This window comes from Lamprocystis purpurea DSM 4197, from assembly GCF_000379525.1.
Taxonomy (GTDB): domain Bacteria; phylum Pseudomonadota; class Gammaproteobacteria; order Chromatiales; family Chromatiaceae; genus Thiodictyon; species Thiodictyon purpureum.
In genome coordinates this window covers 40,494-66,186 of record NZ_KB902506.1, presented here as the reverse complement: position 1 = coordinate 66,186, position 25,693 = coordinate 40,494, and the positions used below count along the sequence as shown (strand labels likewise).

Annotated in this window: 21 protein-coding genes and 1 pseudogene; 16 read left to right on the top strand and 6 right to left on the bottom strand. The window is 65.4% G+C overall.

Annotation, left to right across the window (positions count from 1 at the left end; all coding sequences use genetic code 11):
• Nucleotides 1-414 precede the first annotated feature (414 nt).
• The 5 genes and pseudogenes from A39O_RS34005 to A39O_RS0117635 form a co-directional block, all read left to right on the top strand.
• Nucleotides 415-1,382 (top strand): annotated as a pseudogene (locus tag A39O_RS34005) (Rpn family recombination-promoting nuclease/putative transposase); the annotation flags it as partial.
• Nucleotides 1,383-1,548: 166 nt separating this feature from the next.
• On the top strand, nt 1,549-3,066 hold the full coding sequence (lnt, locus tag A39O_RS0117650) for an apolipoprotein N-acyltransferase (RefSeq protein ID WP_020505996.1): 1,518 nt from the start codon (nt 1,549-1,551) through the stop codon (nt 3,064-3,066).
• Nucleotides 3,067-3,124: 58 nt separating this feature from the next.
• A complete protein-coding gene (locus A39O_RS0117645; RefSeq protein ID WP_020505995.1) occupies nt 3,125-3,640 on the top strand; it encodes a hypothetical protein in 516 nt (171 codons plus the stop codon).
• A 260-nt stretch (nt 3,641-3,900) separates the two neighbouring features.
• The gene (mpl, locus tag A39O_RS0117640) at nt 3,901-5,277 is read left to right on the top strand and encodes a UDP-N-acetylmuramate:L-alanyl-gamma-D-glutamyl-meso-diaminopimelate ligase (protein WP_020505994.1); all 1,377 of its coding nucleotides are present in this window, start codon (nt 3,901-3,903) and stop codon (nt 5,275-5,277) included.
• A 398-nt stretch (nt 5,278-5,675) separates the two neighbouring features.
• Complete coding sequence (locus A39O_RS0117635; protein ID WP_020505993.1) at nt 5,676-6,299, top strand: flavin prenyltransferase UbiX; 624 nt, start codon at nt 5,676-5,678, stop codon at nt 6,297-6,299.
• 303 nt (nt 6,300-6,602) lie between these two features.
• On the opposite strand, the gene A39O_RS0117630 is transcribed toward A39O_RS0117635, so the two are convergent.
• The 6 genes from A39O_RS0117630 to argH form a co-directional block, all read right to left on the bottom strand.
• On the bottom strand, nt 6,603-7,700 hold the full coding sequence (locus A39O_RS0117630; protein WP_083924751.1) for a GGDEF domain-containing protein: 1,098 nt from the start codon (nt 7,698-7,700) through the stop codon (nt 6,603-6,605).
• Nucleotides 7,693-8,295, bottom strand: coding sequence for a YfiR family protein (locus A39O_RS0117625; protein ID WP_020505991.1), 603 nt, complete (start codon nt 8,293-8,295; stop codon nt 7,693-7,695). The genes A39O_RS0117630 and A39O_RS0117625 overlap by 8 nt, the downstream gene beginning before the upstream one ends.
• Nucleotides 8,295-10,361, bottom strand: a complete 2,067-nt coding sequence (locus A39O_RS0117620; RefSeq protein ID WP_083924750.1) for a TonB-dependent receptor plug domain-containing protein — start codon at nt 10,359-10,361, stop codon at nt 8,295-8,297. Before A39O_RS0117620 ends, A39O_RS0117625 begins: the two co-directional genes overlap by 1 nt.
• Before the next feature lie 106 nt (nt 10,362-10,467).
• Nucleotides 10,468-10,833 carry a hypothetical protein gene (locus tag A39O_RS0117615; RefSeq protein ID WP_020505989.1) on the bottom strand — a complete coding sequence of 122 codons (366 nt, stop codon included), beginning with the start codon at nt 10,831-10,833 and terminating at the stop codon, nt 10,468-10,470.
• A 123-nt stretch (nt 10,834-10,956) separates the two neighbouring features.
• A complete protein-coding gene (locus tag A39O_RS0117610; RefSeq protein ID WP_020505988.1) occupies nt 10,957-11,310 on the bottom strand; it encodes a nucleotide pyrophosphohydrolase in 354 nt (117 codons plus the stop codon).
• A 5-nt stretch (nt 11,311-11,315) separates the two neighbouring features.
• Nucleotides 11,316-12,728: an argininosuccinate lyase gene (gene argH / locus A39O_RS0117605; protein WP_020505987.1), complete on the bottom strand. Its 1,413-nt coding sequence runs from the start codon at nt 12,726-12,728 to the stop codon at nt 11,316-11,318.
• A 66-nt stretch (nt 12,729-12,794) separates the two neighbouring features.
• Here argH and A39O_RS34000 point away from each other — a divergent pair, with 66 nt between their 5' ends.
• From A39O_RS34000 to A39O_RS33985, 11 genes are all read left to right on the top strand, one after another.
• Complete coding sequence (locus A39O_RS34000) at nt 12,795-13,874, top strand: sensor histidine kinase (RefSeq protein ID WP_051088845.1); 1,080 nt, start codon at nt 12,795-12,797, stop codon at nt 13,872-13,874.
• A complete protein-coding gene (locus tag A39O_RS0117595) occupies nt 13,871-14,617 on the top strand; it encodes a LytR/AlgR family response regulator transcription factor (protein ID WP_020505985.1) in 747 nt (248 codons plus the stop codon). The genes A39O_RS34000 and A39O_RS0117595 overlap by 4 nt, the downstream gene beginning before the upstream one ends.
• 339 nt (nt 14,618-14,956) lie before the next feature.
• The gene (locus tag A39O_RS0117590; RefSeq protein WP_020505984.1) at nt 14,957-16,192 is read left to right on the top strand and encodes a phosphatase PAP2 family protein; all 1,236 of its coding nucleotides are present in this window, start codon (nt 14,957-14,959) and stop codon (nt 16,190-16,192) included.
• A 22-nt stretch (nt 16,193-16,214) separates the two neighbouring features.
• Nucleotides 16,215-18,032, top strand: coding sequence for an asparagine synthase (glutamine-hydrolyzing) (asnB, locus tag A39O_RS0117585; RefSeq protein WP_020505983.1), 1,818 nt, complete (start codon nt 16,215-16,217; stop codon nt 18,030-18,032).
• A gap of 170 nt (nt 18,033-18,202) precedes the next feature.
• Entirely contained in the window at nt 18,203-19,174 is a 972-nt protein-coding gene (locus tag A39O_RS0117580; protein ID WP_020505982.1) for a DNA-methyltransferase, read from the top strand.
• A gap of 7 nt (nt 19,175-19,181) precedes the next feature.
• Nucleotides 19,182-19,904 (top strand): PaeR7I family type II restriction endonuclease, encoded by a 723-nt coding sequence (locus A39O_RS0117575; RefSeq protein ID WP_020505981.1) that lies wholly within the window; start codon nt 19,182-19,184, stop codon nt 19,902-19,904.
• Nucleotides 19,901-21,019 (top strand): glycosyltransferase, encoded by a 1,119-nt coding sequence (locus tag A39O_RS0117570; RefSeq protein ID WP_020505980.1) that lies wholly within the window; start codon nt 19,901-19,903, stop codon nt 21,017-21,019. The genes A39O_RS0117575 and A39O_RS0117570 overlap by 4 nt, the downstream gene beginning before the upstream one ends.
• On the top strand, nt 21,007-21,969 hold the full coding sequence (locus tag A39O_RS36775) for a glycosyltransferase family 2 protein (RefSeq protein ID WP_020505979.1): 963 nt from the start codon (nt 21,007-21,009) through the stop codon (nt 21,967-21,969). The genes A39O_RS0117570 and A39O_RS36775 overlap by 13 nt, the downstream gene beginning before the upstream one ends.
• Nucleotides 21,956-23,293, top strand: a complete 1,338-nt coding sequence (locus A39O_RS0117560; protein ID WP_020505978.1) for an O-antigen ligase family protein — start codon at nt 21,956-21,958, stop codon at nt 23,291-23,293. Before A39O_RS36775 ends, A39O_RS0117560 begins: the two co-directional genes overlap by 14 nt.
• Entirely contained in the window at nt 23,286-24,425 is a 1,140-nt protein-coding gene (locus tag A39O_RS33990) for a glycosyltransferase (RefSeq protein ID WP_020505977.1), read from the top strand. The genes A39O_RS0117560 and A39O_RS33990 overlap by 8 nt, the downstream gene beginning before the upstream one ends.
• On the top strand, nt 24,415-25,575 hold the full coding sequence (locus A39O_RS33985) for a glycosyltransferase (protein WP_020505976.1): 1,161 nt from the start codon (nt 24,415-24,417) through the stop codon (nt 25,573-25,575). Before A39O_RS33990 ends, A39O_RS33985 begins: the two co-directional genes overlap by 11 nt.
• Nucleotides 25,576-25,693 lie beyond the last annotated feature (118 nt).

Genomic DNA, 25,693 nt, shown 5'->3' with positions numbered 1-25,693 from the left:
CGAGCGGTCCCGATATTCTGGCCCGACCGGCCAGTACTCGAAATATCCTAATTCTTCGTCAGAAGGTTAGGCGGTTAGTGGGTTAGGTGGCCATATTGCCGCCTCAACCAGCGACGAAGAACGCCAAGACTATGCCCAAGTCGCCGTCGGATCAACGGGATGGAGCGACGTTGCTCGGTCTCGATGCGTTCCCATAAGCGGCGGGCGTGGATCGCGTGCGCCACGTGTGGGTCAGGACCTAGTCGCCGCGACAGTCCGCTTTGCGTCCAAACCTGCCGCTCAGGTCTGCGGACTGAGCGTCAGCAGTGGGTCGGTTACTGCCCACTGATCGGCAATACCTGCGATTCGCAGGGTACGTCACCGCGACGGCGAATCCGCTACCCCGCGCGGCGTTCCGGAGTCCATAATCGCTCTATGGCCGAGCACGATCAGTCTTACAAACTCCTGTTCTCCCATCGCGAGATGGTCGCTGATCTGGTCCGCGGATTCGTGCGTGAGGACTGGGTGGCGGGGCTGGACTTCGACACCCTGGAGCGGGTCCGCGAGATCGGCGTCAGCCACGACTTGCGCGAACGCGAAGACGACATCATCTGGCGCCTGCGCTGGGGCGAACGCTGGCTCTATGTGTATCTGCTACTGGAATTCCAGTCCACCGTCGACCGCCTGATGGCGGTGCGGCTGCTCACCTACGTTGGACTGCTGTACCAGGATCTGGCCGCCGCGGGAGAGTTCCCGGCGGGTGGTCCCCTCCCGCCGGTGCTGCCCATTGTGCTCTACAATGGCCAGGATGCCTGGACGGCCAAGACCAGCCTGGCCGACCTGATCGAGCCGGACCTGCCGGAGCACCTGCGTCACTGGCAGCCGCAAATCCGGTATCTCCTGCTGGAAGAGCGCCGCTACGCCGACGCCGAGCTGGCGGACCTGCGCAATGTCGCCGCCGCGCTGTTCAGGCTGGAGAACAGCCGTGCACCGGAGGATATCGAACGGGTCGTGGCGAGTCTCGTCGACTGGCTTGCGGCCCCGGAGCAGGCCGCCTTGCGGCGGGCCTTCGTGGCGTGGCTCAAACGGGTCCTGCTGCCGGCGCGGGTTCCGGGTGCAGACATCCCCCATGTCATCGAATTACAGGAGATGCAGGCCATGTAGCCGAACGGGTCAAGACTTGGACCGAGGAGTGGAAACAGCAGGGTCTCCAGCAGGGTCTCCAGCAGGGCCGGCAGGAGGGTCGGCACGAAGGCGAGGCCAACGTGCTGCGCCGACAACTGGCGCGCCGCTTCGGACCATTACCGTCCTGGGCCGAGCAACGCCTGGAACAGGCCGGGGAAGCCGAACTTGAATCCTGGGCTGACCGGGTCCTCGACGCCCAGACCTTGGAGGACGTACTCAATGCTGTTTCCTTAGCCGCGGTGCCTGGAATCGGCCCGCCCACCGCGGGCACGATCCGATCGGGCCGCGGCAAACCCGGCATGCGGCGTTTGTTGATTTGACCAGACCGCCCGCGGCTGTTAGAACGGCGCCGGTCTTCACCCAGCCCCAGGACGGCCTCTCACGATGTACCCAAACCTCGCGCGACCAGGGCGCCTTGCCGCGTCTCTGCCCCTGCTCCTTGCCCTCAGCGCCGGGGCCATCGCGGTCCTGGGCTTTGCGCCCTTCGCGTTCTTTCCGGTCGCGGTCATCGCGGCTGCGCTGTTCAGCGCGACACTGGCGCAGGGGTCGGCCCGCGCCGGGTTCCTGCGCGGTTATGCCTTCGGCCTCGGCCTGCTGGGCTTCGGGGTCTTCTGGATCCGCATCAGCCTGAACGAATTCGGCAACATGGACGCCTGGGCCGCCAATCTGCTGATGGCGCTCTTCATCGCGCTGATGGCGCTCTATTATGGGCTGGTCGGCTGGCTCACCCGCGCCCTGCACCGCGGTCCGGCCTGGACCGTCCCCGTGCTCCTGCTGCCGGGTCTCTATGTGCTCTTCGAATGGCTGCGCGGCTGGCTCTTCACCGGGTTTCCCTGGCTCAATCTCGGTTACACACAGATCGATGGCCCGCTCGCCGGTTACGCGCCCATCCTCGGCGTCTACGGCCTGAGCCTGCTCACGGCCCTCTCGGGCGGACTCCTGTGGGGCCTGATCCGGTGGGACTGGCGTGCGCGGGCGGCGGCCGGGGCGGGTCTCGCGGCACTCTGGCTGGGCGGGCTTGCCGTGCAGCAAATCAACTGGACAGAATCGGTAGGCGCGCCCTTCCAGGCGACCGTGATCCAGGCGAACATCCCGCAGGCGATCAAGTGGGAACCGGAGGCCCGGATCGGCATCATGGAGACCTATGTCGACCTGACCCTGCCGCACCTGGACTCGGACCTGATCCTGTGGCCCGAGACGGCCATCCCGAACTTCCTGCATGAGGCCCGGGACCCGCTGCTCGATCCGCTGGCCGAGCGGGCGCGCGAGACCGGAACCGAGATCGTGCTCGGCATTCCGGTGCTGGACCTGGAGGCCGAGCGTTACTACAACGGGCTGGTCAGCATCGGCAGCGTCGAGGATCTTTATACTAAGCGTCATCTGGTGCCCTTCGGCGAGTTCCTGCCGTTCGGCGCCTGGCTCGGCCCGCTGATCACACTGTTCGAGATCCCGATGTCGGACTTCAGCGCGGGCACCGCCCCGCGTCCCCTGCTGCGCGTCGGCCAGTGGACTGCCGGGGCCTCGATCTGTTACGAGGACGTCTTTCCCGCCGAGGTCGCCCAGGCCCTGCCGGACGCCGGGTTCCTGATCAACGTCAGCAACGATGCCTGGTTCGGCGACTCGCTGGCGCCCCATCAGCATCTGGAGATGGCCCGTATGCGCACCCTGGAGGGCGGCCGGCCCATGGTGCGCGCGACCAACACCGGGGTCTCGGCCATCATCGACTGGCGCGGTCGCGTGCTCAATCAGGTCCCGATCTTCGTTCGCGGCACCGCCAGTGCGCAGGTGCAGCCGCGGGCCGGTGCCACCCCCTTTGTCCGGTTCGGCAACTGGCCGGCACTCTTACTCGCCTTGGGGCTGGTCGGCGCGGGCCTCTTGATCGGCCGCCGCGGTACTGTGTGAGCCAGGGACGATCGAGCCGGGTTATGATGGTTGTATCGTTTCGCCGAAGGACGCCGCCGTGCAGGCCCTGATTACTTTTTTTGTTGAACTGTGCCTGCTGCGCCGGGGCCCCCAGGATCTGCCTGCCGCCCCGGTCCTGTTCTGGGTCACCCTGGTCACCGATCTCGGTGCCGGGCTGCTGGTGGGCCTGGTCTCGGGTCTGAGCCTGGGTCTCGGCCTGGTGCAGGGGATCGCCGAACTCGCACTGACCCTCGGGCTGCTCTATGCCGGTCTGTACTTTACCGGTCATCCGGGGCGTTTCATCCAATCCGCCACCGCCCTGCTCGGCAGCGGTGCCCTGATCGGCTTCCTCGCCGTACTGCCGCTGTCCCTGAATCCGCAGGGCGGTGAGGAGTCCAATGTCGCGGCCCTGGGTGCCTTCCTCCTGCTCACCCTGGTCGCCTGGAGCATGGTGGTGACCGGTCACATCGTCCGGCACACCTTCGGAATCAGCCTGGGCCAGGGCGTGGCCGTGGCCATCATCTTCGAGATTTCGGCCGTCCTGCTGATTGGGGCTTTCCTGGGCGGCGCCTGAGTGACGTCTCGGTCGTTGTCGTAATCGAGTTCGGTCGATGATCCCTGCGGGTATGCGTTGGTCCCGTGCGTGTTCCGGCTCGCCGGGTGCGTAGTCAGGCCATCCTGGCCTGACACCGTCAGGGCTGGAAGCCCTGACTACGCACACCGCTGGCGGGGATTACGATCAAGGCCGAATCGCTTATCGGACTACGACAACGACAACGATTGTATGCGTTTTTTCACTTATTTCTGACTCGCTACGAATGAGGACAGATCGCTATGCACCTGCACATCCTCGGGATCTGCGGCACCTTCATGGGCGGCATCGCACTGCTCGCCCGCGCCCAGGGGCATCGGGTCACCGGCTCCGATGCCCAGGTCTATCCGCCCATGAGCACGCAGCTCGAGGCGGCCGGCATCACCCTGATGGAAGGCTATGCCGCCACGCACCTGGATCCAGCCCCGGATGTGGTGGTGGTCGGCAACGCCATGCGCCGCGGTATCCCCGTGGTCGAATCCATGCTGGATCGGGGCTTGCCCTATTGTTCCGGCCCGGACTGGCTGCGCGACAATCTGCTCACCGGGCGCTGGGTGCTCGCGGTGGCCGGCACCCACGGCAAGACGACGACGGCGAGCATGCTGGCCTGGGTGCTGGAGGACGCGGGGCTCGACCCTGGGTTCCTGATCGGCGGGGTCCCCCTGGACTTCGGGGTTTCGGCCCGCCTGGGTTCAGCGCCCTTCTTCGTGGTCGAGGCGGACGAATATGACACCGCCTTTTTCGACAAGCGCTCCAAGTTCGTCCACTACCGGCCGCGCACGGCGATCCTGAACAATCTGGAATTCGATCACGCCGACATCTTCGACGATTTGGCCCAGATCCAACGTCAATTCCACCATCTGGTGCGCACCGTCCCCGGCGCCGGGCTGCTCATCCACCCTACCAACGAACCGGCCATGGACCAGATGCTGGCAATGGGCTGCTGGACGCCGCGCGAGACCTTCGAAATCTCACCCGCCGGCGACCAGGGTTGGAACGCCCGTCTCATCGCTGCCGACGGGTCCCACTTCGAGGTTCTGCTGGATGGCGTCCCGCAGAGCGCTGTCCAGTGGGGTCAGACCGGGCTGCACAATGTCAGCAACGCCCTGGCGGTGCTGGCCGCCGCCCGCCATGCCGGCGTGCCGGTCGGGGTCGGCATCGACGCGCTCGGACGTTTCAAAGGAGTCAAACGCCGCATGGAACTGCGCGGCCAAGCCCGCGGCGTGCGCGTCTTCGACGACTTTGCTCACCACCCGACCGCCATCGCCACCACCCTCCAGGGGCTGCGCCGCCAGGTCGGCACGGCGCGCATCCTCGCCGTGCTGGAACCGCGCTCCAATACCATGCGGCTCGGCGTGCACAACGCGGAACTGGCCGCCTCACTGGCGGATGCGGACCTGGTCTATGTCCACGCACCCCAGGATCTGGGGTGGGATGCGGCGCGCGTCTTCGCCGGGTTGGGCGAACGGGCGGCAGTCTTCGACCGCGTGGACGCCATCGTGGCGCGGGTGGCCGCGGAGGCGGCCGACGGCGATCAGGTCCTGGTCATGAGCAATGGGGGGTTCGGGGGCATCCATCAGAAGCTGCTGGATGCGCTCGGGGCTCGATCCGACGGATAAGGTGATTTCCGGGAAAAAATGTACCAACGTGTAGGGGCGACTTTAGTCGCCCCTAAAACCCCTACGGTTCTTGCAAGCATGCGCAGTTGGGATACCTAGGCGATTTCCGACAATTTGGATACCGGTCAGTGTAGGTGCGACTTCAGTCGCACCTGCGTCCGAATTGGTGCGACTGAAGTCGCATCGACATCCGAGCCGATGGTGGGTGGAATCCGGTGTTCCGGAAATCACCTAAATGATTTAAATAGTATAGCCTTCGTACCTGATATCCAGACAGACCTTTGGTGTAGGGGCGGGTTTGAAACCCGCCCCTACGTCCGGTTATCACGTCCGAATGCTATAAACGGCTCCCAAGACAATGACTAATACCATCCTGCACCTTTGCGGAGCCAAGACAATTGCCTGAACGCTGGCCCCAGACCATTACCGTCGCCATCACCGGCGCCTCCGGTGTTCAGTATGGCTTGCGGCTCGTCGAGGCCCTGGTGCGCACCGGGCACCGCGTCTACCTGCTGGTCTCGCAGGCCGGTCAAGTCGTCATGCAGATGGAGGCCGGACTCAATGCCCCGGCCAGGCCAAAGGAGGCGGAGGCGTTCTTCATCCACCACTTCCAGGCTCAACCGGGCCAACTGCGGGTCTTCGGCCGCCAGGAATGGACCGCCCCCGTGGCCAGCGGCAGCAATCCGCCGGACGCCATGGTGGTGTGCCCCTGCACCACCGGGACCCTGGCCAAGATCGCGGCCGGGTTCTCCACCGACCTGATCGACCGGGCGGCGGATGTGACCCTGAAGGAGGGGCGCAAGCTGATCCTGGTGGTGCGCGAGACCCCTTTCTCCGTGACCCACCTGGAGAACATGCTGCGGCTCGCCCGCGCCGGGGCCGTGATCATGCCGGCCAACCCCGGCTTTTACTTCAACCCGACCCGGATCGAGGAGATCATCGACTTCATGGTTGCCCGCGTACTGGACCACCTGCGGGTGGAACACCAGATCGGACGTCGCTGGGGCGAGGACCCGGGCTGAACCGCGCCGGTACTATACGGAACGGTTTTGCGTTTTCGGTTTTTCGTTTTTCGTTAAGGACTATCGAACATCGAGTTACGAGAAACGAAAAACCAACAACGATGGGTATATAGCGTTCGCACCTGATATCCAGACAGACCTTCGTGTAGGGGCGGGTTTGAAACCCGCCCCTACGTCCGGTTATCACGTCCGAAGGCTATAAAGTAATTTCCGGAACATCGGATACCATCCACCATCGGCTCGGATGTAGGTGCGACTGAAGTCGCACCTACACTGACCGGTATCCAAATTGTCGGAAATCACCTAATCCTCCATCCGATCACGCCCCGCCGCCTTGGCCAAGTAAAGCTTGCGGTCCGCGGCCTCGATCAACGCATCCGCCGTTTCCCCTTGGGCTTCACAGATGCCCCCGCTGACGGTCAAACGCACCCGGGGGTCGGCCCAGGTCAGGGTCTTGACCGCGATCCGCACCCGCTCGGCCAGGTTCATCGCCCCGCGCCGGTCGGTATGGGGAAGGATCACCAGAAACTCTTCGCCCCCGTAGCGACCGACCAAATCCGCCTTGCGGCCGACCCGCAGCAAGGTCGCGGCAACCTTGATCAGGACCTCATCGCCCATCGCATGTCCAAAGCTATCGTTGATCACCTTGAAGTGGTCCAGATCGATCAGGATGATGGAGCATGGCTGGTCAGGGTAGCGTTGGGCCCGCTCAAGTTCCGCGGTGAGCCGTTCAAACAGCGCCCGCCGGTTGGCGATCCCGGTCAGTGAATCGGTCAGAGCGGCCTGGCGCAGTTCATCTTCGACGGCCTCCAATCGGTGCAACAGGTGGCGGGTTCCGACCCCGGCAACGCCGATCAAGCCCAGGCTGGCCAAGCCGATCCACAGCAGCCTGATCCTGACGTTATCGATCAGGCGCTGCAGGAACTCGGGGCTGGAATGAAAGGTCGCAAGCCCGATCAATTGATGACTGTGCGGGTGATAAAGCGGAACTTCGGCAATGAAACAAGCCTCGCAGGCCGCGGCGCCGGCGCTGATATCCAGGCTCCCCGGGGGCGCGTCGATCACGTCGTAGTCAAGGAGCAGGTCGATCCGGCGGATAAAGGGCGTCCCGGTCGCGGGGTCTTTGATCAGCAGGATGGAGCCCAACGTGGCCCGCAGTTCGGTCTCCAGGCCCGCCTGGTCAGCGTGCTCGTTGATGAACAAGCGCTCCAGATTCCGACTCTCGGCCTGCGCCAGCGCATGAGAGCGACTGGCTGCGTCCGCCCGCAGCAGGGGCTCGATGACCAGCAGCCAATGCGCGGTGATCACCCCGGTGAGCAACACCCCGAGCAAGGCGAAGATCAGCGCCAGGTGTCCCTCGAAGCGGAGCGTCCCGCTGCCGGTAGAGCCCATGTTACTCATAGGTTCGGGCCACCTTCAGGAAGAAGGGTTTGAACCGGACCCCCGCCCGCCGCGCCTGCGGCACATTGATGTGGGGCAAAACCCGATCGGCCACATAAAGCCCAGCCACCGCGCCGGCCTCCAGGTCCCCGGCGAAGGGTGAGAACACCAGGGTCTGCAGACGCTCCGACCAGTCCCGCAGACGGGCACCACCGACCGCGACACTGGTGACGAAAATCCCGCCCACCCCGGTCGCGGGATACTGGTCGAGCGCGCCGGCGGACAGTGCCTTGACGCGTAATCTGCGCCCCCGCACCTCGCCGACCGCTTCCAGTCCAAGAACGGCCTCACGGGCATCCGCGGCGGACCCCTGGTAGACCACCAGCACTTGGAGGGTTCCATCCGCGGCAGCTCGGGAATCAAGTAATTCCATGGCGCCGAGGACCGCGGGAAAGATCTTCAATCCGACCCGCAGGCGCTGTTCATCCTCCTGCAACAGGGTGGGATCCGCCGCCCAACCCGCCTGTGCCCAAGCCAGGATGCAGAGTCCGCAACAGACCAGCGACCAGACACTGACATGAGCACGTAACGACGGTTTCAGGCACGCCCAGAGCATCAGAAAGTGTAGCCCGCCGACAGCCACCAACGGCGCCCAGGCTGCGGATAATCCTGGGGATAGACCAGATCCACATCCCCAACCCGAGTAGGAATATCCGGGAAGCGCTGGTCCGCGTCGGTCAGATTCTTGACACCGACCGAGAGGAATGGCCCGGCGCCCGCCCGACGGTAATTGAGCGTCAGATCCAGTGATCCATAGCCCGCCAGCGATTCGCGCGGGTCGGACTCCACCCGGCTGCGCTCGCCGACATAACGCAGTTGCAGGGCCGCCGTCCAGTCGTCCGCCATCCGCCACAGCAGTGCAAAGTTTCCAAGCAGATCGGTGCCCCCGGGGAGCGCCGTGCCGGTACCGGTCCAGGCCGCATCCACGTAGGAGAGATTGGCATCGATCTTCACGCGAGCGCTCAGCCGCTGCTGGTACTCCAGTTCGATCCCGGACAGATGGGCATCGGGGTTATTGACGTAGCCGTTCAATCCGGCGTAATCGAAGCTGATAGGCTCGGTCAGGTCGGAATGAAAAAGAATCAGGCGCGTCTCCCAAGTGGGCTGCTTCAGGATGTAGCCCAACTCATAAGTGGCGATCTCGCTCGCGACCAGCGGCTCCCGGCTGGGGTATTCCAGTTCGTAGAACGTCGGGGGGCGGAACGCCCGCGCGTATTGAAACTTGAGGATGTTCCTGGAATCGAGTCGCCAGACCGCGGCCAACCGGGGGCTCAGGTAAGCATCCAGATCGCTGTAGTCATCGTAGCGCAGGCTGCCGGTGAGCGTGACATTCTCGCCGGCGCGGAACACATCCTGAATGATCCCGCTCAGGATCCGCCGCTCCCGCGTCGCGTCCAACCAGGTGGCGGCGATCGGGAAGGGCAACGCGGACCAGTCCCAGGACGCGTCATGGATGTCGATCCGGCTGGCTTCCAGACCGAACAGCAGGTCATGGCGGGGCTCCGGCCGCCAGTGCAGATCCGCCGCGCCAAGGTAACGCGTCTCGCGGTACCGCTGATTCATAAAGATCGGCTGCTCGGCAAAGTAGCCCGCGGGAAAGACATAGAGCCCGTCGCGTTCCCGCTCGTATTGCAAACCCTCCAGACGGACGCGGGCACTCAGCGTGTCGGAAAAGCGCAGATCCCGTCCGATCTCGATGGCCAGATCGCGCTGATGGGTGACCAAACCCTGATCAGCCGGCGGCAGGAAGTGGTTGATCCCGAACTGATCCCCGTAGGCGTCATCCAGCAGCTTGAGCGTGGCGAAGGTGCCCTGCCACCGCAACTCGGCAAACAGACCGCCATAGCGATGCGCGTCGTTGGCCGGGCCAGGGGCCTGGGACAGGGTCGAACGGCCGACGCCATACAAGGCGTCCTGCGCCACCCGGACCGCTCCGCCGTCCCCGGTGAGGCCGGTCGCGTTCAGTGACAAGGTCAGGTCCCGCGCGGGATCCTGCCAATACCAGATGCCGCCGCCGCCAGCCGTCGCCCCCTGATCGGCCTGGACATGCAGGGTGCGCTCCTGCCGCCGGGTGATGACATTGATCACCCCGGCATAGGCATATTCACCGTAGACCGACGCGCCGGGGCCGCGGATCACCTCGATCCGCTCCACCTGCTCGATGGGGATATTGAGCACCGGGTTGGCGGTCGCCATGAGACTGGTGTTCATGGAAACGCCATCGAGCAGAATCTTGATGTCACCCGAGGCATAGCCAAAGCCCACGCCACGACTCAACACCTGCCGCTCCCCGGTCGCCTCCAGGCCCTGGCTGAAGCCGGGGACCAGGGCCAGGGCCTCCCAGACCGTCCGCACCCCCCGCGCCAGCAGATCGTCACCCGACAGTACCGTGGCCATCCCCGGAATGAAATCCGCATTCATGCCGGTCTTGGTCGCCAACTGGGTCTGATCGTCCAGCAGTGCCAGCAGGTCCTGGAGATCCCGGTCATCGTCGGCTTCGGCGCTGCCTGCATCGGCCGCGCCGACGACCAGCGCCAGACTCACTGCGAGGATCGGCCGCCGCCCGGCGTGCCGACTTCGGGCGCAGCCGCGTAAACCCGCGGGTCTTGCCGATGCGTTCATGAGGACATCAGCGCGGCGCTTAGGGGGTCGGGAAGCAAGGCAGGCCGGGGTCCGGACGGCCACGCTGTGCCGTCACCCGAACCCAAGTCTGCCCTGCTGTCCGGCCTCAATCCGCCGGACTCAGATCCAAACCCAGATTGCTGTACCGCAGGCGCACGAACATCGAGTAGGCATAGGCAAAGATCGCCACCAGGAAGCCCAGGATGTCGACAACCGAGAAGAGCCCCTGCTGATCGATGACGAACCACAGGATGGACAAGGCGATACCGGCCAGGAGGACACCCAGCACAAAGAGCGGCGCCAAACCCGCACGCAGCGACTGCAACCCCTGCAATTGCCGTGAGACCGGTCGCTCGCGCGGGACGCCCCCGACGCGTTCGCGCGCGCCGAGCACCGCCTTGCGATGGGCCAGCGCCCGATAAACCAACCAGGCGCCGAAGAGCACACAAACCGCCCCAAAATAATATTTCATCGCCGTTTAACCCGATAAGACCAGACTGTAGACCGAAACGAGCAGCGCCGGGCGCCGGGTCCGCCGCCGTGCGGTCGATCGTACCTGCGGTCGGCTGACTCAACAAGCGGATTGCACGACGGATCAGTCATGATACTCCCCCGCCCGCCGCGCATCCCCGCGCACCCGGTCCGCCGGATAGCGCTGCTCGTTGATGGCGATCTTGCGGTAAGCGGCGGCGATGGGGTCGATGTCCAGACGCTCGCAGAGACGCAGGATGTAGATCAGGCAGTCGGCCAGTTCCTGCGCCACCTGCTCTTTTTTCTCCGGACTGAGCGTCCGGCTTTGCTCCTGGGTGAGCCATTGGAAATGTTCCAGCAACTCACCGACCTCCCCCGCCAGCGCCATCGACAGATTCTTGGGCGAATGGAATTGCTCCCAGTCGCGCTCTTGGGCGAAGCGGACCAGGCGGGCGTTCAGATCGTCCAGACAATCCATGACCCTCAGCCCTCGGCCAGCCGCAACCGGGCGCGGCCAATTGCGGCACGCACTTGGGCGGGCGCCGTGCCGCCCAAATGATCGCGGGCGGCGACCGACCCTTCGAGGGTCAGCACGGCATAGACATCGGGTTCGATGCGCTCGGAGAATCCCCGCAATTCATCAATGGTCAGCTCGGCCAGGTCACGCCCCTCGCGCACCCCCAGCGCCACCGCCTTGCCGACGATCTCGTGGGCGTCGCGAAAGGGGATGCCCTTGCGCACCAGATAGTCCGCGAGGTCGGTGGCGGTGCTGAAACCTTGGGCCGCGGCCGTGCGCATCCGCTCGCGTCTGCACGTGACCTGCCCCATCATCTCGGCATACACCTTGAGACAGCCCTTGAGGTTGTCGACCGTGTCGAACAGCGGCTCCTTGTCCTCCTGATTGTCCTTGTTATAGGCCAGCGGCTGACCCTTCATCAGCGTCAGGAGGCCCATCAGGTGGCCGAAGATCCGCCCACTCTTGCCACGCACCAGCTCCGGCACGTCCGGGTTCTTTTTCTGGGGCATGATCGAGGAGCCGGTACAAAAACTGTCGGACAGGTCCACAAAAGCGAACTGCGCGGAGGCCCAGAGGATCAGTTCCTCTGAAAAACGCGACAGGTGCATCATCAGGATGGCCGCGGCGGCGGTAAACTCAATGGCAAAGTCGCGATCCGACACGGCGTCCAGTGAGTTCTCGGCCGGGTGGTCGAAGCCCAGCAGTCGGGCGGTCAGGTGACGGTCGATGGGGTACGTGGTGCCGGCCAGCGCGGCCGCTCCGAGCGGCATGACGTTGACGCGACCGCGGCAATCGGCCAGCCGGGCGCGGTCACGTTCCAGCATCTCGAACCAGGCCATCATGTGATGGCCGAAGGTGATCGGCTGGGCCACCTGGAGGTGGGTGAAGCCGGGCATGACGGTATCCGCCTCACGCTCGGCCAGCGTCAGCAGGGCCGCCTGCAGGCGGGCGATGGCGATCCGGATCAGGTCGATCTCGTCGCGCAGCCACAGCCGCACGTCGGTAGCGACCTGGTCGTTGCGTGAGCGGCCGGTATGCAGGCGTTTGCCGGCGTCGCCGATCGCCTCGGTGAGCGCGGTTTCCACGTTCATGTGGACGTCTTCCAGGGGAATCGACCAGGTGAACGCGCCGGCATCGATCCGCGCCCGCACGGCCTCGAGACCAGTGACGATCTGGTCGCACTCGGCCTGGCCCAGGATGCCTTGCCGGGCCAGCATGGTGGCGTGGGCAATGGAGCCCTGGATGTCGTAACGATAGAGACGGCGATCGAAGTCAACCGAGGCGGTGAACGCTTCGACAAAGGCATCGGTAGGGGCGTTAAAACGCCCGGCCCAGGGCTTTGCGGCCCCGGCGCTGGAGTTGTGGCTTGGCTCGTGCATCGAGAAGTCCGACCGGTGGGAAATGAGGCATTCTACATGCGCCCCGTCGGGGCTGGACCGGAAGGCGTGCAAAACCCTTTTGATGATGTCGAACCACCCCCGCCACACCGCGGGTTTTCGCCCGATTTCTGTCGGCTGGACATGACCGTCGGTGTGGTTCTGGCCACCCAATTGCTCGGCATCAGCCTGGTCTTGGCATCCCACTGCCGGGTCGCCGAGGTCTGGGGACGCCTGGGCCCCATGTCACTGTTCATGCTGATCTTCTCGTTACTCGCCTGCGGTGCGCTCTGCGGCTTGCGCCCGGTACTGAGGCGGGTCGGGGATCGCACCGCGGCGCTGCTGGCCTGGCTGATGCTGATGGCCGTTGCCGCCCTGGTGACCTGGGGCGCGTATGCATTTCCGCAAGAGACACTGCGGATTCACGTCTTCCCGGACGAGGGGCTCGTCGCGACCCTCGGCCGCGGCCTGGGCATCAGCGCAATCCTCGGGGGGATGTTACTGCGCTATCTTTATCTTCATCACATGTGGCGGCTGCAAGTCGAGGCGGAGGCGGAAGCCCGCTTTCAAAAGCTCCAGGCACGGATCCGACCCCACTTTCTATTCAACAGCATGAACACCATCGCCAACCTGACGCAGACCAACCCGCGGGTGGCCGAGGAGGTCGTACAGGACCTGGCCGACCTGTTCCGCGCCACCCTCGCGAACGCGAACTCGGCCTCGACCCTGGCCAAGGAACTCGAATTGTCCTATCGGTATCTCAATATCGAAAAGCAGCGACTCGGCGACCGACTCCAGGTCGTATGGGACGTCGAAGACCTGCCGGGCGACGCGATGCTGCCCCCCTTGATCCTTCAACCCTTGGTGGAGAATGCGGTTTATCACGGAATCGCGGCATCACGCCGGCCCGGGCTGATCCGGATCAGCGGGCGCTATCGCCGCGCGCAGGTGAATGTCAGCATCCGCAACAGCCTGCCGGACGAAGACGAGCCGGGCGAACGCCACACGGGCGGAAACCATATCGCGCTGGATAACGTCAAGCAACGCATGGACGCGATGTTCGAGGGTGAGGCACGGGTGATCGTCTCGCGAATCGAAGGTGATTATCAGGTCCGTTTGGTATTCCCCTATCCCTGGCAACGCAAATGAACATCCTGGTCGTCGATGATGAAGCTCCGGCACGGGAGCGGTTGGCACGCATGCTCGCGGAATTGCCTGGCGACTACGCAGTGGTGGGCGAGGCAAGCGATGGGATCGAGGCGGTGGAGCTGTGCTGCACCAAGCCCGTGGATGTCGTGCTCCTGGACGTACAGATGCCTGGTATCAATGGCCTGGAAGCAGCCGAGCAGATCGCTCGGCTCGAACCGCCGCCGGCGATCATCCTGGTCACCGCGTATGAACAGTACGCCCTGGCGGCCTTCGAGCATCGGGTCGACGACTACCTGGTCAAACCGGTACGACGTGAGCGACTGCAGGAGGCATTGGAGCGGGCGCGCATCCCCACCCGACCCCAACAGGCCGCGCTGATCACCCGCGACGAGGCGCACCAAGGACGTCGACACTCGCTCAGCGCTCACTATCGGGGCGGACTGCAAACAGTCCCGCTCGACGACATCCTCTATTTGCAGGCCCAACACAAGTACGTGACGGTTCACCATATCGGTGGCGAACTTCTGGTAGATGAATCCCTGAAGTCACTGGAGGACGAATTCCAGGACCTGTTCGTGCGCATCCACCGCAACGCGCTGGTGGCGCGCTCCCGGCTGAGCGCGCTTGACAAGGATGCCCACGGCAACCTCGAGGTCCACCTGCGTGACTGCCCGGAACGCCTCCCGGTGAGCCGTCGCCATCTACCGGAAATCCGCCGCTGGCTGCGCGGCGGCGCGTCCTGAACCCCGCCCAACGGCCTCGATCAAGATCCCGGTCACTTGGGCTCGCCTGGTGCGTAGTCAGGCCATCCTGGCCTGACACCGTCAGGGCTGGAAGCCCTGACTACGCAGGCCGCCGGCCGGGATTACGATCAAGGCCCGCCCGCCTTCCCTGACCGCTCGTCGGCCGGGACGATCGGAAGCATTCCTGCGGCAATGCGTACCAAGGATGACTTGCCGAAATCACCCGGTTGTTCGCAGCGCCACTGACGCGCCAATCATCTGCTAATTGAGATTCCGGTGCCGGACGGCTACCCTCGCGCCTGTCCTCCGCCATCCCGCCCGCCCCCGAGCAAAGATTCCGTGCAAACATTCGCGACCCCGCGCCGCTCCTGGCCCGCTCAACTCATCGTCCTGGTGCTGCTGGCCCTGGTCGGTACTCTGCCCTTTTGGTGGACCGACCTGGACACCCGGGCCGCCGCGTTGTTTTACCATCCCGCCGCCGAAGACCCCTGGTGGGAGTCCGGCCGCTGGTTCTGGGTGTTGCTCTACCAGGCCTCTCCCCTGATCGCCGGGCTCTTGTTGATCGGCAGCCTGCTGACCATCGGGGCTGCCCGGATCTGGCCGCGGTTGCGACGGCTGCAGATCTACGCGACCTTGATCCTGGCCGCGACCCTGCTCGGTCCGGGTCTGATCATCAATGGCGTCTTCAAAGACCACTGGGGCCGGCCCCGCCCGCATCAGACACTCGCCCTGGGCGGCACCCAGGCGTATGTTCCGCCGCTGGCGCGCACCGCCGAGGGCAAGGGCAAGTCATTCCCCTGCGGACACAGCTCGGTGGGTTATCTGCTCGGGGTCTTCTACATGATCTGGCAGCGTCGCCGGCCGCGGCTCGCCCTGGCCGCACTGCTTTCCTCAATGGTCCTGGGAACCCTGCTGGGGATCGGTCGGATGAGCGCCGGGGATCACTTCCTGTCGGACGTCATCTGGTCCGCGGTGCTCGCCTATGGTGTCGCCTTCGCGCTCTATTATCTGGTATTGCGCATTCCGCAACGGGAGGCCGCGGCAGTCGGACGTCCGCCGGCGGCGCCGCGTCCGCTGCGCTATCCGGCCTTGACAGTGGGTGCCTATGGGCTCGCCGCGGCGGCCATGCTGTTCGGCGTGCTGCTCTCCACCCCCGTTCAGGAAACACGGAATCTGGAAGTCCAGACCCTGGCGGCGGCACCTGGGCCGCGAACCCTGCGCCTGGCCGCGGACGCCGCGAACCTGACCCTGTTCCCCCTCGGCGACACGGCCGCGGCGGCCTCCATCCGACTCAAGGGCCGGGGCTTTGGTCTGCCGAGTAGTCGCGTCCTGGGCGCCCTCGACCGTACGGACGACACTATCACCTACACCGTCACCCACACCGGCCTCTTCACCGAGAAAGACACCACGCTCACCGTCGGCATCGACCCGACGGACTGGGAGCGTATCGAGGTCCGGACCGCGCTCGGTGACATCCGCATCCACCCCTTGGGTGCCACCGTGCCGCAACTGATCCTGGAAACCAAGAACGGCGTCGTGCTGGACGAGAGCGGTCCTCGCGGGACGGCGCCGTGAACGGACCGACGAGGACGCGCCCATGTGCGGCATAACCGGCTTGCTGATGCGCGCCGGACTGACCCCGGACCCGGACCAGTTGCGCACCATGGCCGCCGTGCTGGCCCACCGCGGACCGGACGATCGCGGTATCTACTGTGCCGGACCGGTCGGACTGGCCCAGACCCGACTCTCGATCATCGGACTCGCGACCGGGCATCAGCCCATGGTCGCGGCCGATGGATCCCTGGCCCTGGCGGCCAACGGGGAGGTCTACAACTATCTCGAGTTGAATGCCGATCTGCGTCGCCAGGGGCGACAACTCCTCACCGACTCCGACTCCGAGACCATTTTGCATGCCTATGCGGTCCATGGGCTCGACTTCCTCAGCCAACTGCGCGGCATGTACGCCTTCGCCCTGCACGACGCCCGCACGGGATGCCTGATCCTCGGACGCGACCGGCTCGGCATCAAACCGCTGTTCTATGCGCGGCTGTCGGATCGGGTCGCCTTCGCTTCCGAGATCAAGGCCCTGCTGCCGGTCCTGCCGGGGCGGCCCGAGGTCGACCCGGGGGCACTGCGCCGCTTCCTGCAAAACCAGTTCGCCGGCGGGGAGGACACCCTGCTGCACGGCATCCACCGGGTCCTGCCCGGCGAAGCCCTGATCATCCACCCGGACCTGCGCATCGAGCGGCACCGTTACTGGTCGGCCCTGGACGTCACCCCGCGGACCATCGACGCCGACACGGCGCGCGCGGAACTCGATGGGCTGATGCATGCGGCCATGCACGAGCACATGCGCTCCGACGTGCCCTTCGGGCTCTTTCTCTCCGGCGGGGTGGACTCGGCAGTGTTGGCGGCGCTGCTTCATCAGCACGGGGCCGGACGCATTCGCTCCTTTTCGGTGGGCTATCGCGGCACCGCCATGGCCCATGAACTCACCGAGGCGGCACGGGTGGCGGCCCACTTCGGGTTCGACCACAGCCCGCTGGAACTGACCCTGGAGCAGGTCTTCGCCCGTCTCCCGCTGACCGTGTGGGCAGCAGATGAACTGATGCGCGATTACGCCAGCCTGCCCACCGCCATCCTCGCCCAGACCGCGGCCGCCGAACTCAAGGTGGTGTTCTCCGGCGAGGGCGGCGACGAGGCCTTCGCCGGTTACCGCCGTTACCACCCGCGCCCCCTGGAACGCTGGTTCAAGTCAGTGCTGCACCCCGGCAGCGGCGGCTTCCGCACCCGCGGCCAGTGGTCGGGCCGCTGGTCCCGGCGGGTGATGGGTCCGGCCCTGCACGGGGCACCAGGGGCGGATCGCGCGCCCTTCGTCGCGGCCTGGCAGGAGACCCCGCCGGCCTGGTCCGACATGCAGCGCCGCCAGTACACCGACCTGGTCACCGCCCTGCCCGACAACCTGCTGGTCAAAACCGACCGGATGCTGATGGCCTTTGGGCTGGAGGGGCGTGTGCCCTTCCTCGACCACCGTGTCGTCGAATTCGGCCTGTCCCTGCCGGACCCGCTCAAGGTGCGGCGTCACCAGGGCAAGTGGCTGCTGAAACAGTGGGCCGCACCGCTGCTGCCGCCCGGCCATTTGGAACGGCCAAAACGCGGCTTCCATGTCCCGGTGGGCGACTGGCTGACGGGTGATCTGACGCGCCGCCTGGGCGAACGGCTGATCGCCAACCGCGGCATCCGCGAGTGGTTCGAACCCGCCGCCATCCCCACCCTGGTCGCCGCGCGACAGGCCGGCCGGGGCGGCGCCCGGGAACTCTTCGGGCTCATGCAGTTCGCCATCTGGCACCGGTTATTCATCGAAGAGCCGGGGCTCAAGCCGGGGCCTGAGGAAGATCCGTTGGAGTGGGTGTAGGGTCCGCTGTGCGGACCAACGTCATCGCGGTCACCACGCTGATCGGAATGATGACCACCGCCAAGATTTCTTGTTTGCTGAACCGATCTTTCAATGACTTATTTCACGAGCCGGGAGACCTACCCACAAATGAATACAGATGAAGACAGTATAGGCATTCTTGTCGTATCATGACCGCTGCCATCGATCACCAGCAGTTTTTGCCGCCGGCCGTTGCCAATCTGGAGAATCCGCAGACCGACATTCCTCGCATTGCGAAGGATGTGGACTTACTCCGGCAGATCGAGTCGGCTATTCAAGAATTGCCAACAACGCACCGATTGGTGCACGGCGACTCCCGCACCCTGTCGTTTCTCCCCGACCAATCGATACATCTGATTGTGACGTCTCCACCCTATTGGACTTTGAAGAAGTACCGGGACCACGAGCATCAGCTCGGGGAAATTGAAGACTACGAGACATTTCTACGGGAACTCGATAAGGTATGGAGCCATTGCTTTCGCGCACTGGTCCCTGGCGGGCGCCTCGTGTGTGTCGTCGGCGATGTTTGTCTCTCGCGGCGCAAGAATGACGGCAGACACACCGTCGTTCCACTCCATGCCTCGATCCAGGAGCATTGCCGCGTGATTGGATACGACAATCTGTCGCCGATTATCTGGCACAAGATTGCGAACGCTGTTTTTGAAGCGACCGGCAATGGTGGAGGATTTCTGGGAAAACCATTCGAGCCGAATGCGGTCATCAAGAACGATATCGAGTTTATTCTGATGGAGCGGAAGCCCGGCGGATATCGCAAGCCAACTGTTGCCACGCGTGTCCTGTCGGTGATTTCCGGCGAGAACCATAAACAATGGTTTCAATCCATCTGGTCCGGATTAACCGGAGCTTCGACCCGGAACCATCCGGCACCCTACCCGGAGGGACTGGCGGAGCGCTTGATTCGAATGTTCTCGTTTGTCGGAGATACCGTGCTGGACCCCTTCATGGGAACAGGCACTACCGCTGTCGCGGCCGCAAAATGGGGCAGACACTCGATCGGAGTCGAGATCGACCCTCACTATTTTGAAATGGCCGAACAGCGCATTCGCGGGGCGACTCAATCGCTATTCTCAAGCGCCACGATTGAAGTGAAAAAATTATAGGTAGACCATGGATTATAGTAATCGCCTTTCGGATGCCATTTGCCATTTCTGGCGTTTCAGGACCCAGCAAACGACGAACCAGGGGGCCGTAACCGGCAAGAAGGATACCGGAAACCGCAGTGCCGTAACCGGCGGGAAACATCTCGACGGGTTCGTATCTCTACTTGCACAGATTCTGGAGGAATCCGGGCTTCCTAAGGCTTCGATTCACACAAAAGAAACCACCCTACCAGGCTTTTTCAGACCCACCAAGAACTGGGATATCGTCGTCGTGGACGCCGGTGATTTAGTGGCATCGATAGAGTTCAAAGCGCATGTCGGCCCATCTTTCGGTAACAACTTCAATAACCGCGTTGAAGAAGCAATAGGCAATTCAACTGACTTGCTGACCGCCTATCGGGAAGGAAAGTTCGCGCCTTCTGCTCCACCCTGGATTGGCTGGCTCATGTTGCTTGAGGATTGCCCCAACTCCACATCACCGGTTAAAGTGAACGAACCGCATTTCAAAGTCTTTGAGGAATTTAATGGGGCATCCTACGCCCGACGTTACGAGATCTTCTGCGAGCGACTCGTCAGGGAGCGCCTCTATAATTCTGCTTGCTTGATACTCTCGGACGCGAGCGCTGGTCAGCACGGGAAATACACTGAGCCCAATCCTGAGTTGAGCTTCAGGCGCTTCGCGACATCACTGAGCGCACACGCGATGGCACACGCACGGATGCGAGCATGAACATCGCCTGTTTCTTTTCCACCTCCGGTCACAGCGGTGTCGATCGGGCGGCGCAGCACCTGATTCCGGCACTGGCCCGGCGCGGTTATCAGGTCGATCTGCTCAAGGTGCGCCGTCACGGGCCGCACCTGCCGGAGATTCCGCCGGGCGTGCGGGTGATCGACCTGGGCTCCCGTCATACCTATGGCTGCCTGCCCGCGCTCGTCGGTTACCTGCGGCGCGAACGCCCGGCGGTGTTGCTCTCGGATAAGGATCGGGTGAATCGGACCGCCCTGTTCGCCCGCACCCTGGCGCGGATCGGGACGCCGCTGCCGACCCGTCTGGTCTTCAGCTCGGGCACGACGATCTCCATCGATCTGGCCACCCGCGGGCCCCTGGAGCGCTGGGTGCAACGCAATTCCATGGGCCGGCTTTATCCATTCGCCGATCAGGTGATCGTCACCAGCGCCGGGGTCGCCGATGACATGGCGGCCTATACCGGGCTCGCGCGCGCGCTGATTCGGGTCGTGCCCTCGCCCGTGGTGCCGGAATCGTTGTTCACCGCCGATCTGCCGCGCCCGGACCATCCCTGGCTCGGTGACCCGGCGGCGCCCTTGATCCTGAGTGCCGGAGAATTGTGCCACCGCAAGGGCTTCGATACCCTCCTGCGCGCCTTTGCCCGGGTCCGGTCCCAGCGTCCGTGCCGGCTGATGATTCTGGGGCGCGGCGGAGAGCGGGCCGCCCTGCTCGCGCTGGCGACCGAGTTGGGGGTCGCCCAGGACTTCGCGCTGCCGGGCTACGTGCCGCAACCCTATGCCTTCATGGCGCATGCCGATCTGTTTGCCTTCACCTCGCGCTGGGAGGGGCTGGGTTTCGTGCTGATCGAGGCGCTGGCGGTGGGCACCCCGGCGGTCGCGACCGATTGCCCGAGCGGCCCGCGCGAAGTGCTTCAGAATGGCCGTTACGGCCCGCTGGTGCCGGTGGACGATGCGGCCGCGCTGGCGCAGGCCATGCTCGACACACTGGACGCACCCCTCCCGGCCGCCCGGTTGCACGCGGCCGCCCGGCCCTACGCGATCGAGGCCGCCACCGACGCCTATCTGGATGCCATGAGGTTACACCGATGCCCCGCGTAGCTGCCATCATCCCCTGTCACAACGGCGAAGCCTTCATCCGCACGGCGATCAACAGCGTGCTCGCCCAAGGCGACCGCGATCTGGAGATCGTGGTGGCGGATGACGGCAGCCATGACGGCTCAGCCGCCATTGTCGAATCTTTCGGTCCGCCGGTGCGCCTGATCCAGGTCGCCAACGGTAACACCCAGGCGACCCGCAATGCGGCCATCGCGGCGTGCGACAGCGAGTTCATCGGCCTGCTGGACCAGGACGACGCCTGGCGGCCGGGCAAGCTGGAGCGCCAGCTCGCCTGCTACGCTGCCGATGCGCGGCTCGGGCTCTGTTACACCGACACCCGCGGGGTCGACGCTCAGGGGCACGAGCTTGCGGAGCGGCACAACCCGCTCCAGGTCCCCAGCGACCACACCGATGCGCTGGGCCGGCTGCTGCGGGTCAACATGATGGCCGCGTCCACCGTGCTCGTGCGCCGCTGCGCGCTGGAGCAGATCGGAGTCTTCGATCCGGCCTATCACCTGGCGGGCGACTGGGACCTGTGGCTGCGGCTCGTGGAGGCCTTCCCGGTCGCGGCGGTACCGGAGGTCCTGATCGACTATTGTTGGCATGGGGCCAATCTCTCCCACGGGCGCATCGCCCTGCTACAAGAGAGCGTCGCGGTCCAGGAGGCCGCACTCGCGCGCATCGCCCGCCATCCGCGCTGGTCCGCTGATCCCGGCCTGGCACCCTACCTGCCGGCCGCGCACAAGAAGCTTGCCGCCCGCTGCTCGGAACTGGGACTCTTGCTCGCCCGCGAAGGCCGCCGCCGTGAAGCCTTATCATGGCACACCCGCGCGCTGGCCTTGCGCCCCTGGACCCCGCGCGCCTGGTCCCGCTGGGTGCGCGCGCTGGTGCCGCGCAAACCAGGGTCCGCGCCGATCGAAACCGAGCAGTCGTCCGCCAATGAACGCAACTGAACGCACATCAAGACCCATCCTGAGTAAACCCGTCATCGCACGGGGCCTGCTCCTGATCTTTGCTTTCACCGCCTGGTCGATTACCGGACCGGCCAATGTCGCGCTGGCCTTGCTGGTCGCCTTATTCCTGACGGAGATCCCCGGCCAGTGGCGCCACCTGCGCCGGGAGCCGGCCTTCCTGCTGCTGCTCGCCGTCGTGCTGGTGACCAGCCTGCTGGCCGTGCGCGCCGCCTGGATCTTTCCCGCCATCGCGACCGATCAATGGCGGGCGATCTCGGCCTGGAGCGCACCCTTGCTGTTCTTCGTCATCGCCTGGTGGCTGCGCCGCGACCCGACCCGGATCTGGCCGGTGCTGGGTGCCGCGGCCCTGGGGTTGGCCTGCGGCGTGCTGCGCAAGAGCGACTGGTCGCTACTGCCCGAAATCCTGGGTGGGATGCGCTACGACTTCGGCTTTGCCGCGCTGGGACTGGCGTTCCTTGCCTCGGTCGTGCTGGTGGGGCTCGTGCTCTTTTGCCCACGCATCACGGGGCTGCGCATCGGCGGGCGCGCGCGTCCCGGCGCCGGCTGGATATTCTGGTCGCTGGGTATCGTTCTGTCGCTGTTCGTGCTGGTGGTCACCCAGTCGCGCGGCGCGGCGATGAGCCTGGCGCTGGCGGGGGTGCTCTATGCCATCATTCGGCGCCGTGAAGCGCGGCGCCGCGGCCAACAATCACCGCGCCAGTTGCGTCTCGCGCTCGCCGCCGCGGCACTCGCCATCGCGCTGGCGGGAGCGCTGCTGTGGGTGACCAAGCACCGTCAGGTCGAGGACTGGCAAGCCATCACGGTCGGCAGCCAGGAGGAACTGAGCTACACCGGGTCCGTGACGATCCGCCTCAACCTGATCAAGGTGGGGTTCCAGACCTTCGCCCAGCAGCCGCTGCTGGGTTTCGGTCCCGGCACCAGTACCACCGAGTTCCTGGTCCCGGAGCGGGTGGTCGCGGTCGACGCCTATCAACTGGCCAACGCACCGGCGGCCTCGCACCTGCACAGCGTGGCGATGGAGATCCTGACGCGCTTCGGTCTGGTCGGCGTACTGATCGCGACCCTGCTGCTGTGGGTGCTGCTGCGCGCCTACCGCGGCCTCTGGTCGGACCCGCGCGCGGCCCCGGACCTGCGCGCCTTCCTGACCTTGGGCGGCATCATGCTGCTGCTCTATTGTCTGTACGACTTCCGCGTCGTCAATCTGGACCTGCGGTTCTTCTGCATTCTGTTCCTGGGAGTGCTTTACAGCTTTCAGTTGGGGCGGGTACGGCAGGCTGACGGCGCGGAGCCGGCGCATGACTGAGCAACCAACACTGGCCATCTACTGCGGTCCCTTCGACGGCGGCAGCACCGCCAAGATCGCCGCCCGGCTGGCCAACGGCTTTGTCGCGCGCGGCTTCCCGACGGACCTGCTGGTCACCGCCGCCCCTGACCCCATCCCCGAGGCGACCGACCCCGGGGTGCGATTGGTCCAGATGGGGCGGATGACACCCTGGAGCCGGGTGCCGGCCATGGCCCTTTATCTGCACCGCCGCCGACCGGCGGCCATCCTCACCCATCGCATTCGCGAGGATGTGTTCACGCTCAAAGCCGCCCGCCTGGCCGGCACCCACACCCCGGTCTTTGTCACCGTGCATGGGCGCATGAGTGTCAAGCTGGACCACCTCAAGGGCATCAAGGGCCACCGCCGCCGCGCCGAATTCCAGCGCTACTACCGCCGCAATCAGGGCATCGTCGCCATCTCGGAAGATACCGCGCAAGACCTGCGCACCCTGCTGGGCGCGGGGGCACCGGTAACCACCATCCCCAATCCGATCGTGACGCCGGAAATGCCGGCACTGGCGCAGGCACCGATCGACCACCCCTGGTTCCGCGACGACCGCGCGCAGCGGGAGATTCCGGTCCTGGTCTTCGCCGGCCGACTCGAGTACGAGAAGGACTTGCCCACTCTGCTGGACGCCTTCGCCCGGTTACGCCAACAGCGTGACTGCCGGCTGCTGATCATCGGCGACGGCCGGCTGCGCCCCGAGATCGAATCCGCACGCGCCGCGCTGGGGCTCACCGAAGCGGTCGATATGCCCGGCTGGGCGTCCAACCCCTACCCCTTCCTGCAGCGGGCGAACCTGGTGGTCCTGTCCTCGTTCTGGGACGCCCTGCCCACGGTGCTGATCGAGGCCCTGGCGCTCGGCACCCCCGTGGTCAGCACCGAATGCGGCGCCGGTCCGGGCGAAATCCTCCAGCACGGGCGGCTCGGTCCACTGGTCCCGCCCCGCGACCCGCAAGCCCTGGCCGCCGCGCTGGCCGCCACACTCGCCGACCCGCTCCCGGCCGCGACCCTGCGCCAGGGCGGCGAGCGCTATGAGGCCCAGCGCAATGCCGACCTCTACCTGCGGCTGATGCTCGGCCCCGACGTGCTCGGCCACCATGGGGATTGAGCGCATCGCGCTGGTGGCGAGCGACTTCGAGGACGGCGGGGTCGAACGCAACTTCACCAACCTCGCCCGCGGACTCGCCCGCCTCGGGGTCGAGACCTGGTTCCTGGTCGGGGACCCGCGGCATGCCTATCTGCAGGACCTGGACCCGGCTATCCGCATTCTGCCTGTCACCGCGCCGCGCGTGGAGTTCCTGCGCGACTTCATGGCCCGCGAGCGCCCGGATTGGCTGGTCACCGGCAAACTCAAGGACGACCTGGCGGCCCTGGCCGCCCGCGATGCGCTGCCGCCCGCGGCCGGGGGCGGCCCCCGGCTGGTGGCCGCGGTGGGGACCCTGATGTCCGGACGCTTCTCCGCGCACCGCTGGAACCCCTTCAAGACCCTGAGCGAGACCCGCCGCATCCGTACCTGTTACCGGCGGCTGGACGGCCTCACCGCGGTCTCGCACGCGGTCGCCGACGATCTGCGGCGGACCTTCGGGGTGACGGACGTGCCGATCGCGGTGCTGAACAATCCCATCTGCCCGGACGACCTCGAAGCCCTGGCCGCCGCCCCCTGCACCCACCCCTGGCTGACCGCACCACGGGGCGCCGGACGCCCGCCCGTCATCATCGCCCTGGGCGGACTGCGCAAGGTGAAGGACTTTGCGACCCTGCTGCGCGCCTTCGCGCGCCTGGAGCAGCCGCAGGCGCGACTGCTGATCATCGGCGAGGGCAAGGAACGCGCGCGCCTCACCGCGCTCGCCCGCCGACTGGCGATCGACGCGCGACTGGAGCTGCCCGGATTCGTCGCCGATCCCTTCCCCTTGCTCGCCCGCGCCGACCTGCTGGTGCTGTCTTCACGGCGGGAGGGTCTGCCCAACGCCTTGGTCGAGGCCATGGCTCTGGGCACCCCCGTGGTCGCCACCGACTGCACCGGGGGCGTGCGCGACCTGCTCCGGAACGGGCAACTCGGTCCCTTGGTCCCGATCGGCAACCCCGCCGCCCTGGCCGCCGCCATCGACGCCGAACTCACCCGGCTCGCCGCCGGGGACCTGGATCGCGAGGTATTGCGGCGGGCCGCAACGCCGTTCGGGCTGGTACCTGCCGCCAGGGCCTATCTGGAGTTTTTTCGTTCAGTCACGAGGCGTCCGAACACCGGACGGCGATGTTGACCGAATGCGGCCGGCGCAGTCACTCGGTGCGAGAGCATCCGGAGCGTTGCGATCACCTCGATTACGATTACGATTACGACAACGACAACGACAACGACAACGACAACGGGCGGCGCCG